General features: G+C 69.2%; 15 protein-coding genes. 9 read left to right on the forward strand and 6 right to left on the reverse strand.

All coding sequences use genetic code 11. The features are described 5' to 3' along the window. Positions 1-226 precede the first annotated feature (226 nt). A complete protein-coding gene (locus ASD21_RS08055) occupies positions 227-1,666 on the reverse strand; it encodes a DEAD/DEAH box helicase (RefSeq protein WP_056439261.1) in 1,440 nt (479 codons plus the stop codon). Positions 1,667-1,980: 314 nt separating this feature from the next. Between ASD21_RS08055 and ASD21_RS08060 the strand changes: the two genes are divergently transcribed. Further along, the gene (locus ASD21_RS08060) at positions 1,981-5,142 is read left to right on the forward strand and encodes a P-loop NTPase fold protein (RefSeq protein ID WP_056439264.1); all 3,162 of its coding nucleotides are present in this window, start codon (positions 1,981-1,983) and stop codon (positions 5,140-5,142) included. Here the strand turns inward: ASD21_RS08060 and ASD21_RS24265 are convergent. Next, positions 5,139-5,489 (reverse strand): PRC-barrel domain-containing protein, encoded by a 351-nt coding sequence (locus tag ASD21_RS24265; protein WP_056439267.1) that lies wholly within the window; start codon positions 5,487-5,489, stop codon positions 5,139-5,141. The two genes, ASD21_RS08060 and ASD21_RS24265, sit on opposite strands and share 4 nt — an antisense overlap. Positions 5,490-5,658: 169 nt before the next feature. On the opposite strand from ASD21_RS24265, the gene ASD21_RS08070 reads away from it, so the two are divergent. The 4 genes from ASD21_RS08070 (at position 5,659) to ASD21_RS08085 (ending at position 9,389) form a co-directional block, all read left to right on the forward strand. Further along, a complete protein-coding gene (locus tag ASD21_RS08070) occupies positions 5,659-6,942 on the forward strand; it encodes an MFS transporter (RefSeq protein ID WP_056439270.1) in 1,284 nt (427 codons plus the stop codon). A 7-nt stretch (positions 6,943-6,949) separates the two neighbouring features. Next, positions 6,950-8,590: a glycoside hydrolase family 43 protein gene (locus tag ASD21_RS08075; protein WP_056439273.1), complete on the forward strand. Its 1,641-nt coding sequence runs from the start codon at positions 6,950-6,952 to the stop codon at positions 8,588-8,590. A gap of 227 nt (positions 8,591-8,817) precedes the next feature. Further along, positions 8,818-9,222 carry an 8-oxo-dGTP diphosphatase MutT gene (gene mutT, locus ASD21_RS08080; RefSeq protein ID WP_056439276.1) on the forward strand — a complete coding sequence of 135 codons (405 nt, stop codon included), beginning with the start codon at positions 8,818-8,820 and terminating at the stop codon, positions 9,220-9,222. After that, a complete protein-coding gene (locus tag ASD21_RS08085) occupies positions 9,219-9,389 on the forward strand; it encodes a Flp family type IVb pilin (protein ID WP_268761010.1) in 171 nt (56 codons plus the stop codon). The genes mutT and ASD21_RS08085 overlap by 4 nt, the downstream gene beginning before the upstream one ends. 15 nt (positions 9,390-9,404) lie before the next feature. Here the strand turns inward: ASD21_RS08085 and ASD21_RS08090 are convergent, their stop codons facing one another. Beyond that, a complete protein-coding gene (locus tag ASD21_RS08090; protein ID WP_056439282.1) occupies positions 9,405-10,319 on the reverse strand; it encodes a methyltransferase domain-containing protein in 915 nt (304 codons plus the stop codon). Here ASD21_RS08090 and ASD21_RS08095 point away from each other — a divergent pair. From ASD21_RS08095 to ASD21_RS08110, 4 genes are read left to right on the forward strand one after another with little or no spacing between them, the layout of a single operon-like run. After that, the gene (locus ASD21_RS08095; RefSeq protein WP_082554677.1) at positions 10,318-11,121 is read left to right on the forward strand and encodes a ComF family protein; all 804 of its coding nucleotides are present in this window, start codon (positions 10,318-10,320) and stop codon (positions 11,119-11,121) included. The genes ASD21_RS08090 and ASD21_RS08095 overlap by 2 nt on opposite strands. Before the next feature lie 32 nt (positions 11,122-11,153). Beyond that, entirely contained in the window at positions 11,154-11,408 is a 255-nt protein-coding gene (gene grxC, locus ASD21_RS08100) for a glutaredoxin 3 (protein ID WP_056439284.1), read from the forward strand. Further along, positions 11,405-12,238 (forward strand): carbon-nitrogen hydrolase family protein, encoded by an 834-nt coding sequence (locus ASD21_RS08105; protein ID WP_056439287.1) that lies wholly within the window; start codon positions 11,405-11,407, stop codon positions 12,236-12,238. Before grxC ends, ASD21_RS08105 begins: the two co-directional genes overlap by 4 nt. A 15-nt stretch (positions 12,239-12,253) precedes the next feature. After that, the gene (locus ASD21_RS08110; protein ID WP_056439290.1) at positions 12,254-12,688 is read left to right on the forward strand and encodes a DUF1178 family protein; all 435 of its coding nucleotides are present in this window, start codon (positions 12,254-12,256) and stop codon (positions 12,686-12,688) included. Positions 12,689-12,766: 78 nt separating this feature from the next. Here the strand turns inward: ASD21_RS08110 and ASD21_RS08115 are convergent, their stop codons facing one another. The 3 genes from ASD21_RS08115 to ubiG all read right to left on the reverse strand — a co-directional run bounded on the left by ASD21_RS08115 (position 12,767) and on the right by ubiG (position 15,172). Further along, positions 12,767-13,078, reverse strand: a complete 312-nt coding sequence (locus tag ASD21_RS08115; RefSeq protein WP_056439293.1) for a glycine zipper 2TM domain-containing protein — start codon at positions 13,076-13,078, stop codon at positions 12,767-12,769. A gap of 138 nt (positions 13,079-13,216) precedes the next feature. Beyond that, positions 13,217-14,254 (reverse strand): glycine zipper 2TM domain-containing protein, encoded by a 1,038-nt coding sequence (locus tag ASD21_RS08120; RefSeq protein ID WP_056439296.1) that lies wholly within the window; start codon positions 14,252-14,254, stop codon positions 13,217-13,219. Positions 14,255-14,395: 141 nt separating this feature from the next. Beyond that, the gene (gene ubiG, locus ASD21_RS08125; RefSeq protein ID WP_056439299.1) at positions 14,396-15,172 is read right to left on the reverse strand and encodes a bifunctional 2-polyprenyl-6-hydroxyphenol methylase/3-demethylubiquinol 3-O-methyltransferase UbiG; all 777 of its coding nucleotides are present in this window, start codon (positions 15,170-15,172) and stop codon (positions 14,396-14,398) included. Positions 15,173-15,262 lie beyond the last annotated feature (90 nt).

Consider the following 15,262-nt stretch of genomic DNA (forward strand, 5'->3'; position numbering starts at 1 on the left):
GCCTTCCCTCCCCCTTGCGGGGAGGGTGGCCCGCGTAGCGGGTCGGGTGGGGAGCGGTGCAGGGTGTTGGACGGGGGCGGTCTGCGGACTCAGCAGCCCCCCACCCGACCCTGGCGCTGCCAGGGCCACCCTCCCCACGAGGGGGAGGGAAGAACCTAAACGAAAAACGCCCACCCCGGATAACCGGAGTGGGCGCTTTGCTCAGTGCGATTAGGACCGCCGAACCTTAGTCGATCGGGTTCCAGCGTTCCGACGGGGCGGCCGCGCGCTTGGGGCCGCGGAAGTCGCCGCCGCCCGAGCGGGCTTGGCCCTGGGCTTGCGCCTGGCCGTTACCCTGGCCGCCGCCGTTGCGGCCGCGGTTCGGCTGGCCGCCGGGCTTGCCGTGAGCCTGGCCATTGCCGCCGCCCTTGGCCGGACGGTTGCGCTGGCGGCGCAGCTCCGACGGGACGTTGTTGCGCGGGTCGGCGCGGCGCGGATCGACGTACTTCTCCGGCGGCGCCAGCTTGTCGGCCACGGCCGCGGCGGCCGCCAGGTTCTTGTCGTTGCGACGGTCGAAGGTCGGGATGACCTGACGCGTGGCCTTCTGGATGTCCTTCAGCAGCGGACGCTCGTCATCGGCGCAGAAGCTGATGGCGACGCCTTCCTTGCCCTTGCGCGCGGTCCGCCCGATCCGGTGGACATAGGACTCCGGCACGTTGGGCAGCTCGTAGTTGAACACGTGGCTGACGTCGTTGACGTCGATGCCGCGCGCGGCGATGTCGGTGGCGATCAGCGCCTTGACCTGACCGGCCTTGAACGCCGCCAGGGCGCGCTCGCGCTGGCCCTGGGTCTTGTCGCCGTGGATGGCCGCGGCTTCGATGCCGCTGGCGACCAGATACTTGGCCACCCGGTCGGCGCCGCGCTTGGTGCGGGTGAAGACGATCGAGCGCTCGACGGCCTTGTCGGCCAGCAGTTCGGCCAGCAGCGGACGCTTGCGCTGGGCTTCGATGTAGATCAGCGACTGGTCGATGCGCTCGACCGTGGTGGCCGAGGGGGTGATCGCCACCTGGGCCGGGTTCTTCAGCAGCTCGCCGGCCAGCTTGCCGATCTCGCTGGGCATGGTGGCCGAGAAGAACAGGTTCTGGCGTTCCTTGGGCAGCTGGCTGGCGATCTTGCGGATCGGCACCACGAAGCCCAGGTCGAGCATCTGGTCGGCTTCGTCGAGCACGAAGATCTCGACGCCGTTCAGGTGGGCGGACTTTTCGCCCAGGTGGTCCATCAGGCGGCCCGGAGTGGCCACGACCACGTCGACGCCGGCCGCCAGGGCCTTCATCTGCGGGCCGTACTTCACGCCGCCGAAGATGGTGGCGACGGTCAGGCCCATGTGTTTGCCGTAGTCACGGAAGCTTTCGGCGATCTGAGTCGCCAGTTCGCGGGTCGGGGACAGGACCAGGCAGCGGAAGCCGCGGCGCGGGGCCGGCTTCTTGTCCTCGGCCAGGCGGTGCAGGATCGGCAGGGCGAAGGCGGCGGTCTTGCCGGTGCCGGTCTGGGCGATGCCCAGCAGGTCGCGGCCCGACAGCACGGTCGGGATGGCTTGCGCCTGGATCGGGGTGGGGGTGGTGTAGCCCTTGTCGGTCAGCGCCTTGAGAAGCGGTTTGGCGAGGCCGAGATCGGTAAATTGAGTCAAGTCGAATGCTTTCGTGCAGCCACGAGACGGCGCATGCGATCCTCGCACGGCTCGCCTGGCGGCGGGTCGGTGGGGAGCGCCCCGCGTGACACGGGCGGTCTGATGAGAAGCTTTAGGGCGCTCGACAGGCTGAACCGAAAACGGTCCTTCACGCAGCTGGAGCGCCGATAACGCCAGATGGCGTACGGGCTATGTCGTTTATTGCAGGTGCGAAGTCAAGGGCAGGCCTTGAATCGCAAGGCCTTGCGACATTTCGCGCCGTGTTGCATCACGCCGTTCGGCAACCCATGATCGAGTTTCGAGGGGCCAGGAACATGGAACCAAGCCAGACAGCTGCGGACAGCGACGACGGCGAGGTCGTCCGCGAACTGGCGGGCGCGATCTCCGACCGGCTGAAGCTGGCCAGCAAGTCGGCGACGCTGGACGACGTGGTGGCGTCGGGGTGCCGGCACGTCGTGCTCGACGAAGCCAAGCGCGAGATCGTCTTCGACATGCGCGCCCTCTATCTGGGCTTCCTGGCCGCGGGCCTGCATCCCCAGAAGGGAAACGTCGGCAACACCGCGCGGTGGTTTCAGGACTGGCTGGCCGAAAAGGTCGGCGAGGCGGCGATCGTCTCGGCCGTGGGCCAGAGCACCGACCTGGCCCTGGCGGGGCGCCTGCTGAGCTCGGGCTTCATGGCCGTGCCGTCGATCTCGGTCGGCGACCTGCAGGAACTGGCCAGAAGCTACGCCCTGAGCACGGTCACGCGCGGGGCCTTCGACGCGCGGCACCTGTTCGCCGCGATGATCGAGCGCGGGGCGATCACCGACATGACCCAGCGGGTCTTCAAGGTGTCGCTGACGAACGAGGATATCGACGACCTCAAGCGCGATCTCGTCGAGCACATCATGCGTTCGCCGCAGCGAGGCGAGACGCAGGATGCCTGGTTCCAGACGTTGCGCTTGAAGCCGCCGCCTCCGCCCGCCGCCCAAGCTGCGGGGAAGGCCGCGGGGAAAGCCACAGCCCAAGGCGTGGGGCAAGCCGCCCAGGCGGTTTCGCCCCCGGAGCCCGCGCCGCCGCCCCCGCCGCCCGACGACGCCGTCTCGCCGTTCAACGGCGACACCCCCACCGCCGACGACAACGACGTGCTGGACACCGAGCGCGACGTCGAGGCCCTGGCGCAGCTGGTCTGCCTGGACCGCGTCACGCCGCTGGCCGTGGCGATCTTCGGCGACTGGGGCTCGGGCAAGTCGACCTTCATGGCCAAGCTGGAACAGGCGGTGCGCGAAATGCCGGGGCGCGAGGCCGGCCAGGCCCTGCCCCTGGTCGAGGAGGCCAACGCCGCCCGGTTCGTGCATCCGATCGTCCAGATCCGCTTCAACGCCTGGCACTTCGCCGACGCCAACCTGTGGGCCAGCCTGACCGCCGAGTTCTTCGACCAACTGCGGGCCGGCGGCTACGACCGCTCGGGGCAGGCGCGGCACGCCCAGCTGGTCCAGCGGGTCAACCAGCACGTCCACGCCCTGTCCGACACCCTGTCGGCCAACCGCAAGGCCATGGCCAAGAACGGCAAGGCGGTGCTGGAGGCCCAGCAGGCTCGCGACTCGGCGGCGGAAGGCGCGCGCAAGGCGTCGGGCAAGGCGCTGGGCCAGGCGACCCTGGACGTGCTGTCCCAGGTCCTGGCCGACCAGAAGGGCCTGATGACGACCCTGGGCCTGACGCGCGAGCGCGCCACGAGCCTCCCAGACGTCGCGACGGATCCGAAGGACGACAAGGCCCCCGACAAGGCCGGGCAGGGGGCGGAGATCGTCGTCGGCGTGGTCAAGGACCTGGCCTCGACCTTCGGCAAGTTGAAGGCGGTGCGGCGGGTGCTGTTCAGGACGCCGCTGCGCGCGGCGATCGCGGGCGGCCTGGCGCTGGTGCTGCTCGCCTGCGTGGCGGCGGGCTGGGCGATCCTGTTCGGTCCCTGGAAGGCGGTGAGCGCCCCGGAGAAATGGACGGCCCTGGCGGGGCTGCTGGCCGCGACGGGCGCCCTGGCGCGGGCCGTCGCCCCGGTGCTCAGGCTGGTCAACGGCGTGGCCGAGCGCGGCGCGGCCATCGCCGCCGAGGTCGACAAGGCCGACCAGGACGCGGTTGGCCTGCTGCTGACACAGGAAGCCAAGCTGCAGAGCGCCCTGGCCGAGGCCAAGGCGCTGGAGGAGGCCGAACTTGCCTCGGCCAAGGCCCTGGCCCGCTATGTCGACCCGACGGGCAAGGCCAATCCGCCGAGACTGCTGCGTTATGTCCTGGAGGACGATCCCGACACCAAGGCCCTGGAGAAGGACATCGGCCTGATCGGTCGCACCCGGCGGCTGTTCCAGGCCGTGGACACCATCGCCCGCCAGGTCCGCGACGAGCGTGAAGCGGCCCGGAAGGCCCAGGTCGAACGCCCGGGCGAAGACCTGCCCGATCATCCGGACAAGGAGACCCCCGAGCGGATCATCATCTACATCGACGACCTGGATCGCTGCCACGAGGACAAGGTCTACGAGGTGCTGCAGGCCATCCACCTGCTGCTGGCCTTCGACCTGTTCGTGGTGGTGGTGGGCGTCGACGTCAAATGGGTGCAGGCGGCGCTGGCCCAGCAGTTCGAGACGGGCGACGCCCAGGCCGATGCGGCCAGCGAGCAGCAGCGCAACGAGCGCGCCATGCACTACCTGGAAAAGATCTTCCAGATCCCGTTCTGGCTGCGGCCGCTCAGCAGCGGCGACGAGGGCACCTTCCGACCCTTCATCGAGATGCTGGCCGGCGAGTCCGTCGAGACGGCGCGGGACAAGCAGGCCGCGGCCGAGCGGTCCCGCGAACTGGCTGAGCAACGTCAGGGGGGCAAGATCCCCACTGTCGGCGGCGCGGCGGGCGGCCAGGGCGGCGCCGACGCCAAGCCGCAAAAGGGCGCGATGGGCGAGGAAGGCGATCCCTCGGGTATTCTAGGCGGCGAGGGCGGCGCCAAACTGGTCGAGGCGCGGCGTAAGCTGCAACTGACCGAGGCCGAGATCACCTTCCTGAGCTCGCCCCAGATCGCCGCCCTGGCGGCCACGGCGCCGCGCGGGGTCAAGCGGTTGGTGAACGTCTACCGGATCGCCCGAGCCCGGCGCGGTCAGGAGGATCGCGACGCGGTGCTCGGCGACAGCGGCGAGAGGGCGCCGGAATATCCCCTGATCGCCCTGATGGCGGCGGTGGAGACCGGACAAAGCTTCAAGATCGCCGAGTGGTTCTACGACCTGTTGAAGATCAGCCAGAACAAGTCCGTCTTGAGCGTGCTCCTTGATTTCATGGCGCCGGATCCCGTGGATCCGAATCCCCGCCCTGACACGGACCTGTCGAGCGAGGTGCTGGGTGCTCTGTACGCCGCTTGCGGAGCCGCGGCGGCGGGTCGGGGTGATGAAGACCTGACCGCCGACGACCTCCTCAAGGCCGCCCGTCTGGTCCGCCGCTATTCGTTCAATCGCTACCGCTAAACGGGCGGCGGCGCCTCGAAGAACTTCTCCACCTGGGCTGCCCAGGCATAGGTGCTGCTGCCCAACTGGTCGCGGTCGTAGGCCGGGGCTTCCTTGAAGCGGTCCTTGGTCAGGTCGGCGACATAGACCTCGTCCTTGTCGTCCCAGGTCAGCAGACGCCAGGGCAGGGGGCGGAACTTGCCGCCGGCCGCGAACAGGCCCGCGGGCTCGACGGCCACGTAGCGGGCGATGCCGGCGTCGCGGTCGATGAACACCTCGCGGATCGAACCCAGCTTGTGGCCGCCGGCGTCGTTGATCTTCACGCCGATCAGGGTGGCGCTCTTCACCAGGCGGTCTTCGACGCTCATCAGGCTCTCCTCGGGCTTGCCGCAAACAAACGCCGCCGCGTGGCGGATCGATCCACGATGGACTACGACCCTTGGACGTTTGCGACGCGCGGCGGGGCGGTCTATGCGTGTTACCGCTACCGTCATCGGCCCCCCAACCGAGCCACAAAGACGGAGCGGGGAGAGACGCATGAACGGCAAGATCCGGGCCCTGCGCTGGTGGATCATCGGCCTGGTGATGTTGGGCGCGATTCTCAACTACCTGACCCGCAGCACCCTGGGCGTCGCGGCCCCGACCGTGCTGGCCGACCTGCATATCGGCCCCAAGGAATATTCCTGGATCACCGGCGCCTTCCAGCTGGGAGTCATGTTGCAGCCCCTATGCGGCTACGTGCTGGACTCGATCGGGCTGAAGCTGGGCTTCGCCCTGTTCGCCACCGCCTGGTCGCTGATCACCATGGCCCACGGGTTTGCTGGAAACTGGCAGGTCTTGCTGGGGCTGCGCGGGGCCTTGGGCGCGGCCGAGGGCTGCGCCCAGCCGGCCGGGATGAAGGCGGTGTCGACCTGGTTCCCCGCCAAGGAGCGCGGCTTCGCCGGCGGGTTCTTCAACATCGGCGCCTCCATGGGGGCCGTCCTCGCGCCGCCGCTGGTGGCCTGGTCGATCCTGCTCTGGAACTGGCGGGCTGCCTTCATGGTGGCCGGCGGCTTGGGTTTGGTGTGGGTGGTGCTCTGGCTGTTCGCCTACCAGTCGCCCGACAAGCACAAGGCCTTGTCCGACAGCGAGCGCGACCTGATCGTCTCGGGCCAGGAGACCCACCTGGAGGACGCCGGTGCGCGGCCCTCGATGCTCAGCCTGCTGGGGCGGCGAAACTTCTGGGGCATCGCCCTGCCCAGGTTCCTGGCCGATCCCACCTGGGGCACGCTGTCGTTCTGGGTGCCGCTGTACCTGACCACGGTCCGCCATTTCGATCTGAAGCAGATCGCCATGTTCGCCTGGCTGCCGTTCGTGGCCGCCGACATCGGCTGCCTGTTCGGCCCGGCCGTGGTGCTGTTCCTGCAGAAGCGCGGCGTCAGCCTGATCGACGCCCGTCGCTGGGCCTTCACGCTGGGGGCGGTGCTGATGACCGGCATGATGTTCGTCGGCCGGGTCGAGAGCCCCTACCTGGCCATCGCCCTGCTGTGCGTGGGCGGCTTCGCGCACCAGACTCTGTCGGTGACGGTGATCACCATGTCGTCGGACCTTTTCCGTCGCAACGAGGTGGCGACCGTGGCCGGGATGGGCGGGTTCTTCGGCAATCTCGGGGTGCTGATCTTCTCGCTGCTGATCGGCGGATTTGTCGCCACGGTCGGCTACGATCCGTTCTTCGTCGCCCTGGGCGTGCTGGACCTGGCCGGGGCCGTCCTGCTGTGGACCCTGGTCCGCGACCCCGCTATTCCGCCGGCCGCCAAGCCCGTCACCGTTCCCGCCCTGTAGAGTCTCCATGCCGCAAGACACGATCCAGAACCCGATCCTGCGGGGCTTCAATCCCGACCCGTCGATCATCCGCGTCGGCGAGGACTATTACGTCGCCGTCTCGACCTTCGAGTGGTTTCCGGGCGTGCAGATCCACCATTCGCGCGACCTGGTGAACTGGCGGCTGCTGACCCGGCCCCTGACCCGGCCCAGCCAGCTGAACATGCTGGGCGCGCCCGACAGCTGCGGGGTCTGGGCTCCGTGCCTGACCCATGCCGAGGGCAAGTTCTGGCTGATCTACACCGACGTGAAGCGCTACGGCCGCACCACGACGGGCGGGGCGTCGGGCGCGTCCCTGCGCGACTTCCACAACTATCTGGTCACCGCCGACGACATCGAGGGGCCGTGGTCGGACCCGGTCTACCTCAACAGCAGCGGCTTCGACCCCTCGCTGTTCCATGACGACGACGGCAAGAAGTGGCTGCTGAACCAGCTGTGGGACCACCGGCCGGGCCGCAACCGCTTCGCCGGCATCGTGGCCCAGGAATACGACCCCGCCGCCCAGGCGCTGGTGGGTGAACGCGAAAACATCTTCCCCGGCACGCCCCTGGGCCTGACCGAGGCGCCGCATCTCTACAAGCGGGACGGCTGGTACCACCTGATCACCGCCGAGGGCGGCACGGGCTTTGGCCACGCGGCGACCATGGCCCGCTCGCGGACCCTTGAAGGCCCGTACGAGCTTCACCCCGACGGCCCGGTCCTGACCGCCCGCGACCGGCCGCACGCGGCGCTGCAGCGGGCCGGCCACGCCGACTTGGTCGAGACGCCCGACGGAACGACCTGGATGGCCTATCTCTGCGGTCGCCCCCTGCCCAATCGCGGGCGCTGCGTGCTGGGCCGCGAGACGGCGATCCAGCCCATGATCTGGGGCGACGACGGCTGGCTGCGCACCCGCGACGGGTCCGGCGAACCGGAGCTGAGCCCGCCGTCGCCCGGCCTGCCGCCCGCCCCGTTCCCCCCGACGCCGGACTGGACCGATTTCGACGGCCCCGACCTGCCGATCGACTTCCAGTGGCTGCGCTCGCCGTTCCCCGAGGAGCTGTTCAGCCTGACCGCGCGCCCCGGCTGGCTGCGCCTGCACGGCCGCGAGACGATCGGCAGCCAGCACCGCCAGGCCCTGGTCGCCCGCCGTCAGCAGGCCATGTGCTACAGCGCCCGCACGGTTCTGGATTTCACGCCCCAGCACTTCCAGCAGGCGGCGGGGCTGGTCTGCTACTACGGCGCCAGCAAGTTCCACTATCTGTTCGTTTCGCGCGACGAGGAGAACGGGCGGCACATCCAGGTGATGTCGGCCCTGCCCGACAGCGCCCAGGCCGACGCCTTCACCGCGCCGATCCCGCTGCCCGATACGGGCCTGGTCCACCTGCGGGTCGAGGTCGATTTCGAGCGCCTGCGCTTCGCCTTCAGCGTGGACGGACAGGCCTGGACCTGGCTGCCGCAGGTGTTCGACGCTTCGATCCTGTCGGACGAGGCCACGGCCCCCGGCGCGCCCAACTTCACCGGCGCCTTCGTCGGCATGGCCTGCCAGGACCTGTCGGGCGCGGCCCTGCCGGCCGATTTCGACGGGTTCGGCTATGTGGAGCGGGCGTATCAGGCGAGCGTAGGGTGAGCGCTCTCTGACGCTTTCCCTCGACACCGTCATCCCGGGCCTGGTGCCCGGGACCCCTCTGTCGGCCGCAGGTGCAGTGGGGGCGGTTCGCTGGCGAACCGCTTGCGCCTCATAGTTCAGCTGAACCAGGGGTCCCGGGCACGAGGCCCGGGATGACGGCTGAAAAAGGGGAAGGGTAACAACCAAAGCCGTTGCAAACTCGCCCGCCGCATCCGACTAACGCCTCCATGACCAAGCCCACCGTCCTCGTCGCCGCCGCCGCCCTGATCGATGTCGACGGCCGCGTGCTGATCTGCCAGCGCCCCCAGGGCAAGCAACTGGCCGGGCTGTGGGAGTTTCCCGGCGGCAAGGTCGAGCCCGGCGAGACGCCCGAACAGTGCCTGATCCGCGAGCTCCACGAGGAGCTGGACATCAAGGTCGCCCAGGCCTGCCTGGCCCCGTTCGTTTTTGCCTCGCACAGTTACGAGTCCTTTCACCTACTCATGCCACTGTACCTGCTGCGGCGCTGGGAAGGACTGGTGACCGCCAAGGAGCACGAGGCGCTGAAATGGGTGAAGCCGGACCAGTTGGCGGACTATCCGATGCCGCCGGCCGACCTGCCGTTGATCGCCTGGCTGCGCGATCTGCTCTGAGCCGTTTCTGGCATGATCAGCGCGGCGTGACGGCGGTCGAGGTCGGCATCCTGGTCGCCATGATCAGCCTGGCCCTGGTCGGCATCCTGACCGCGCTGCAGGGCAATATGGCGATCTCGTTCGGCAAGATCGCCTCGACCCTGGAAGCCTCCAACAGCGCCAACTGAGGCGCGTGGCCCGGCCTAGCCGCCGGCCTTGTCGCCCGCCGATTGCTCGATCGTGCCCAGGGCGTCGGCCAGCCGCATCTTGGCCGAGCCCGGGCGCAGGGGCTTCTGCTGGCGTTCGTGCGGCGCCCAGCCGGTGACGGTGATGATCTCGAACGTGGCCGGCACGCGGCCGTCGGGCTCGGCGAAGCGCTCCTGGTAGAGCTCCATCGCCCGCAGCAGAACCTTGCGGCCCAAGGGCTTCCTCGAACGGTCGATCAGCACGCTGGTCTCGCCCATGGCCCGCAGATCCTTGAGCAGAGCGATCGGGTGGGCGTAGCGCACCTTGACCCGGTCCTTGTCGGCCACGGGCAGGGCGAAGCCGGCGCGCTGCAGCAGGCCGGCGGCGTCGACCGTGTCGGCGAACGGCGAGACGCGCGGGAAGGCCCCGCCGGTGACCTCGTCCTCGGCGGCCAGCAGAACCTGGCGCAGCTCGGTCAGGGTGGCCCCGCCGAACAGGGCTCCGACGAACAGGCCGTCGGGCTTCAGGGCGCGGCGAATCTGGATCAGGGCCCCGACCAGGTCGTTGGTCCAGTGCAGGGCCAGGGTCGAGACCAGGAGGTCGATCGTCTCGTCGCCGAACGGCAGGCGCTCCTCGTCGGCGACGATCCGCACCCCTTGACGATCGCCCAGCATCCTCGTCGACAGGTCGGTCTCGATCAGCACGCCGATCTTGGCGCGCGCGTCGCTGCCCTCCAGCGCCTTGGAGAAAGCGCCGTTTCGGCTTCCGAGATCGACCGCGATCGGAAACTCCCGCAGGATCGCCTCCAGGCGGATCACCGCGTCCTCGGCGGCGCGCGCCTTCAGGAAGGCGGCGGCGTCGAAGCCGGGGGCGGCGCGGTTCAGGCGGGCGCGCAGCAGGGCGCGGTCGAAGAGCAGGGGAGCGGTGGTCATGTCCGCGCAAGATGGGACTTCTCGCGCCGCCTGGAAAGCTTTGGGGAAACCTTTTGGGAAACCGCCCGCTCGCGTCACGGCGTTCGCTCAGGGACTGCTGGACCTGATCCTGCCGCCGCGCGCCTTCGACGGCGGGGCGGCCCTGACCTCGGGCCTGTCGGCCGACGCCTGGAACCGGATCACCTTCCTGGACGGTCCGGTCTGCGACGGCTGCGGCGCGCCGTTCGCCTATGACATCGGCGAACTCCGCTGCGCCTTATGCCAAGCAAGACCCCGTGCCTTTGCACGAGCGCGGGCCGCCTGCCTGTACGATGAGCACTCGCGCGACCTGATCCTCAAGCTCAAGCATGCCGACCGCACCGACCTGTCGGGCCTGTTCGCCCGCTGGCTGTCGCGGAGCGCCGCCGACCTGCTGGAAGAGGCCGAGGCCGTGGTTCCCGTGCCGATGCACCGCTCGCGCCTGCTGCGACGGCGCTACAACCAGGCCGCCGAGATCGCCCGGCCGCTGTGCGCCGCGGCGGGGCGGACCTACCTGGCCGACGCGCTGGTCCGTCGGCGCGACACCGACAGCCAGGGCGGCAAGTCGGCCGACGGCCGCCGCCGCAACGTCGCGGCGGCCTTCATCGTGCCAGAGGCCCGCCGCCGTCGGGTGATCGGCCGCAAGGTGCTGCTGATCGACGACGTGCTGACCACCGGGGCCACCGCCGAGGGCTGCGCCCGGGCCTTGCTGGCCGCCGGCGCCGCGCAGGTGTCACTCGCCGTCGTTGCGCGCGTTACAGAAATGCAAGCGCGTCCTATATGAGGACCGGAAACGACTTCTGTTACGGATTCCCCATGGCCAAGGTCACTATCTACACCCGTCCGTTCTGCGGCTACTGCGCCCGCGCCCTGAAGCTGCTCAACGACAAGGGCGCCGACTTCACCGAGATCGAGGCGGGCATGGACCCGGCGCTGCGCAAGGAGATGATGGACCGTTCGGGCCGCACCACCTTCCCGCAGATCTTCGTCGGCGAGCAGCACATCGGCGGCTGCGACGACATGTTCGCGCTGGAACGCGAGGGCAAGCTGGATGCTCTCCTAGCGGCATGAGCCCGTACGCGCCTCTTCGAGTCGGCCTGATCCAGACCCGCACCCCCGCGACGCACGCGGCCGCGCTGGAGCACGTCGCGCCGCTGGTGCGCGAGGCCGCCGCGCGGGGCGCTCAGTTCATCCTGACGCCCGAGGGCGTCAACATCCTGCAGAAGGACCGGGCCAAGCTGCTGCCGACCCTGGTGTCGCTGGAGGACGACTTCGTGGTGCGCGGCCTGCGCGACCTGGCCCGCGAGCTCGGCGTCTGGATCGACGTGGGTTCGGCCCTGGTCAAGCGCGAGGACGGCAAGGCGGCGAACCGCCAGGCGGTGATCGACCCGACGGGCGCGATCGTCGCCACCTACGACAAGCTGCACATGTTCGACGTCGACCTGCCGACCGGCGAGACGGCGCGGGAATCGGCGACCTACGAGCCGGGCGAGCGCGCCGCCGTGGTCGAGACGCCGCTGGGAACCTTCGGCCTGACCATCTGCTACGACATGCGCTTCCCGGCCCTGCATCGGGCCCTGGCGCTGGGCGGGGCCAAGATCCTGACCGTGCCCGCCGCCTTCACCCGGCCCACCGGCGAGGCGCACTGGGACATCCTGCTGCGGGCCCGGGCCATCGAGACCGGCTCGTTCGTGATCGCGGCGGCCCAGGGCGGCTTCCACGAGGACGGCCGCGGCACCTGGGGCCGCTCGATCGTGGTCGGGCCGTGGGGCGAGGTGATTGGGAAACTTGACCACGACGAGCCGGGCGTGTTGATCGCCGACCTCGACCTGGCGGCCGTCGACAAGGCCCGCGCGGCGATCCCGGCCCTGAAGAACGCCCGTGCTTTCACGGGTCCCTGACCCCATATATCCAAGATGATCAAGTACGCGCTCAGCTGCGACCACGACCACGCCTTCGAAGGCTGGTTCGGCTCGTCGTCAGACTATGACGACCAGGCCGCGCGCGGGCTGCTCGACTGCCCGCTTTGCGGCTCCAAGACGGTGCGCAAGCAGATCATGGCCCCCGCCATCGCCGGGACCAAGGCCCAGGCGTCCACGCCCGAGCCCAGCGCCCAGATGCGCGAGATGATGATGACCGCCATGGGCGAGGTGCGTCGCCGGGTCGAGGAGAACTTCGACTATGTCGGCGACAGCTTCGCCAAGGAGGCGCGCGACATCCACGACGGCAAGTCCGAGGAGCGCGGCATCTACGGCGAGGCCTCGCCCCAGGAGGTCAAGGCCCTGGTCGAGGACGGCATCAAGATCGCGCCCCTGCCGCCGGCCGCGCCGAAGAAGACCGAGGTCAACTAGGCCCCCTACACCCCCGAAAAGGGGCGTGAAAAAGGGGACGGTTTCCCGTCCCCTTCCCGACCTGCCTGGCCGAGTCGCTTAGTAGTAGCGGTACTCGTAGTGGCAGTTTTTCTTCTTGGAATTCTTCTTGGCGATCTGGTTGCCGGCGACCGCGCCGACCACGCCGCCGAGCACCGCGCCCTCGGTCTTGGCGCCGTTGCCGGCGACCACGGCGCCGAGCGTGCCGCCCGTCAGGCCGCCGATCAGGGTGCCCTTGTTGCGAGCGCTCTTGGTGCTCTTGCAGACCCAGACCTTGTGGCGGGTCTGGGCTTCAGCCGCGGTCACCGCGACGGTGGAGGCCGTGAAGCCGAGAGCGACGACGACGGCGAGAGTCTTGAGTTGGGCGCGCATGGCGAGCTCCGTTCTTTGGTTTGTGATCCCTGAGCGCAATGAACGCCCAGGCGAAGATTGGGTTCGACGAGTGTCGCCTTTCCGACCTGAATGGGGGATGAAGCGGCTCCGACGGCTCCGTTCATCCCCGTTCAGGCGCTAGCCCTGGACGCGATAGCGGCCCTCGCTGTCGGGGCAGACGCGGACGTAGCGGGTCTCGACGCGGCCGTTATAGTCGGCGTCGGCCGGGGCCAGGCGGCAGCGGCGGCTGTAGTCGCCGTAGGCGGTGTTGGAGCTGGCGCGATAGCGGTCGCTTTCGCGATAGGCGACCGTGTCGTCATAGGTCCAGTACTGGCCGCTGGCGTCGCAGCGGCCCTTGGCCGAGGCGTTGCCGATGCTGGCGCCGACGCCCGCCCCGACCAGGGCGCCCAGCACCGTGCCTTCGGGCTTGGCGTTGCGGGCGGCGATGTTCGACCCGGCCACGGCCCCGACCAGGGCCCCGATCACGCCGCCGGCGACGGCGTTCTTCTTGGCGTCGGTCCGGCAGGGCTCGTTGTACGAGACGTTGTCGCCGTAGCCGCCGGCAGAGGGCGCGCTGTAGCGGGTGGCGTAGTCGGGATAGCGGCGGTCATACGAACCCGAACCATAGCGACGGTCGTAGTCGACGCGGGCCCGCTCGTAATCGGCGCGATCGCGGTCGTACTGGGCGCGCTGGCTCAGATAATCGCTGTTGCTGGTGGTGTAGTTCCCGCCGTTGACGCTGAAGCGTCGCGCCTGGTCGGGATGGCGGCGGTCATAGGCGCCGTAGCCGTTGCGACGGTCGTAGTCGCGGCGCGCGTCCTCATAGGACTGGCGGTCGCGATCGAACGCGGTCTGCTCGCGATAATAGTCCGAGCTGTTCTGATAGCCGGGGCTGTCGAAGCGGGTCGCGTATTGCGGATAGCGACGATCATAGGCGCCCGAACCGTAGCGACGGTCGTAGTTGGCGCGGGCCCGCTCGTACTTGGCGCGTTCGGCCTGGTAGGCCTTCTGCTGGGCGCGATAGTCGGCCGAGCGCTCGTCATAGGCGGCGCGCTGGTCGCCATAGGTTTGCAGGCGCTGCTGGTAGGCGGCGTCCGCCGACTGGGCCAGTACAGGCGCGGCCGTGCTCAGGGCGACGGCCGAGGCCATCAGCCACACAGTGGTCTTGGAAGTCATGATAGCTCTCTCCGTTCCGACGAACGGATCGACGTCTGGCCCCCGAAAACGAGCCGCCAATCCTTTGGTAGGGTGTCCCTGGCCAATAGAAGGCGCGACAGCGGTACAGGTTCCGTTTGGGCGCTCAGCGCCCGGTCCAGCCTAGTCCTTGGTCACGGTCATCATGTAGTTGATGTCGCAATCGGCCGAGCGGCTCCAGCGTCCGGTCAGCGGGTTGTAGGCCACGCCGAACGGCCCGTGGACCTGCACAGGCTCGCCGGCCAGGAAGGCGCGCAGCTCGTCGGGTTTCAGGAACTGCTTCCAGTCGTGGGTGCCCGGCGGCACCCAGCGCAGCACGTATTCGGCGCCGATCTTGGCCAGGGCCAGGGCCTTGAAGGTGCGGTTCAGGGTGGCGACGATCATCAGGCCGCCCGGGGCGAGCAAGCGCGAGCAAGTCCGAAGAAATTCCCCCGGATCGGCGACGTGCTCGATGACCTCCATGGTCAGCACCACGTCGAATGGTCCCGCGCCCTCGGCCAGCAACTGCTCGGCGGTGGCCGGGCGATAGCCGATCTCCAGTCCCTGCTCGGCGGCGTGGGCGGCGGCGGTCTTGATGTTGTTCTCCGAGGCGTCGACGGCGGTCACCGTGAAGCCCAGCCGCGCCATCGGCTCGCTGAGCAGTCCGCCGCCGCAGCCGATGTCCAGCAGGGACAGGCCTTCGAACGGGGCGCGCGCATTGCCGTCGCGGTCGAACCGCGCCAGGGCCTGCTCCCGAATGAAGCCCAGCCGGCAGGGGTTGAACACGTGCAGCGGCGCGAACTTGCCGTGCGGGTTCCACCACTCCGCCGCGATGGCCGAGAACCGCGCCACGTCGGCGGGGTCGATGCTCCAGGAGGGGGCGTTTCCGGCGGAGGGGGGCGCGTCGGCGGACTGGCTCATGCCTCTCATGTAGCAATGACACGGCGGGCGGCACAGGGCATGGCGTCACACTCGACGAAAAAGACACCTCAGCGACATTGCCGTTGCGCC

The sequence above is a fragment of the Caulobacter sp. Root1455 genome, from assembly GCF_001426905.1.
GTDB lineage: Bacteria > Pseudomonadota > Alphaproteobacteria > Caulobacterales > Caulobacteraceae > Caulobacter.

Coding starts and splice junctions, on each gene's coding strand:
- ASD21_RS08060 (WP_056439264.1), top strand. CDS start 1,981: ATGGAACCAAGCCAGACAGCTGCGGACAGCGACGACGGCGAGGTCGTC.
- ASD21_RS24265 (WP_056439267.1), bottom strand. CDS start 5,489: ATGAGCGTCGAAGACCGCCTGGTGAAGAGCGCCACCCTGATCGGCGTG.
- ASD21_RS08070 (WP_056439270.1), top strand. CDS start 5,659: ATGAACGGCAAGATCCGGGCCCTGCGCTGGTGGATCATCGGCCTGGTG.
- ASD21_RS08075 (WP_056439273.1), top strand. CDS start 6,950: ATGCCGCAAGACACGATCCAGAACCCGATCCTGCGGGGCTTCAATCCC.
- mutT (WP_056439276.1), top strand. CDS start 8,818: ATGACCAAGCCCACCGTCCTCGTCGCCGCCGCCGCCCTGATCGATGTC.
- ASD21_RS08095 (WP_082554677.1), top strand. CDS start 10,318: ATGTCCGCGCAAGATGGGACTTCTCGCGCCGCCTGGAAAGCTTTGGGG.
- ASD21_RS08090 (WP_056439282.1), bottom strand. CDS start 10,319: ATGACCACCGCTCCCCTGCTCTTCGACCGCGCCCTGCTGCGCGCCCGC.
- grxC (WP_056439284.1), top strand. CDS start 11,154: ATGGCCAAGGTCACTATCTACACCCGTCCGTTCTGCGGCTACTGCGCC.
- ASD21_RS08105 (WP_056439287.1), top strand. CDS start 11,405: ATGAGCCCGTACGCGCCTCTTCGAGTCGGCCTGATCCAGACCCGCACC.
- ASD21_RS08110 (WP_056439290.1), top strand. CDS start 12,254: ATGATCAAGTACGCGCTCAGCTGCGACCACGACCACGCCTTCGAAGGC.
- ASD21_RS08115 (WP_056439293.1), bottom strand. CDS start 13,078: ATGCGCGCCCAACTCAAGACTCTCGCCGTCGTCGTCGCTCTCGGCTTC.
- ASD21_RS08120 (WP_056439296.1), bottom strand. CDS start 14,254: ATGACTTCCAAGACCACTGTGTGGCTGATGGCCTCGGCCGTCGCCCTG.
- ubiG (WP_056439299.1), bottom strand. CDS start 15,172: ATGAGCCAGTCCGCCGACGCGCCCCCCTCCGCCGGAAACGCCCCCTCC.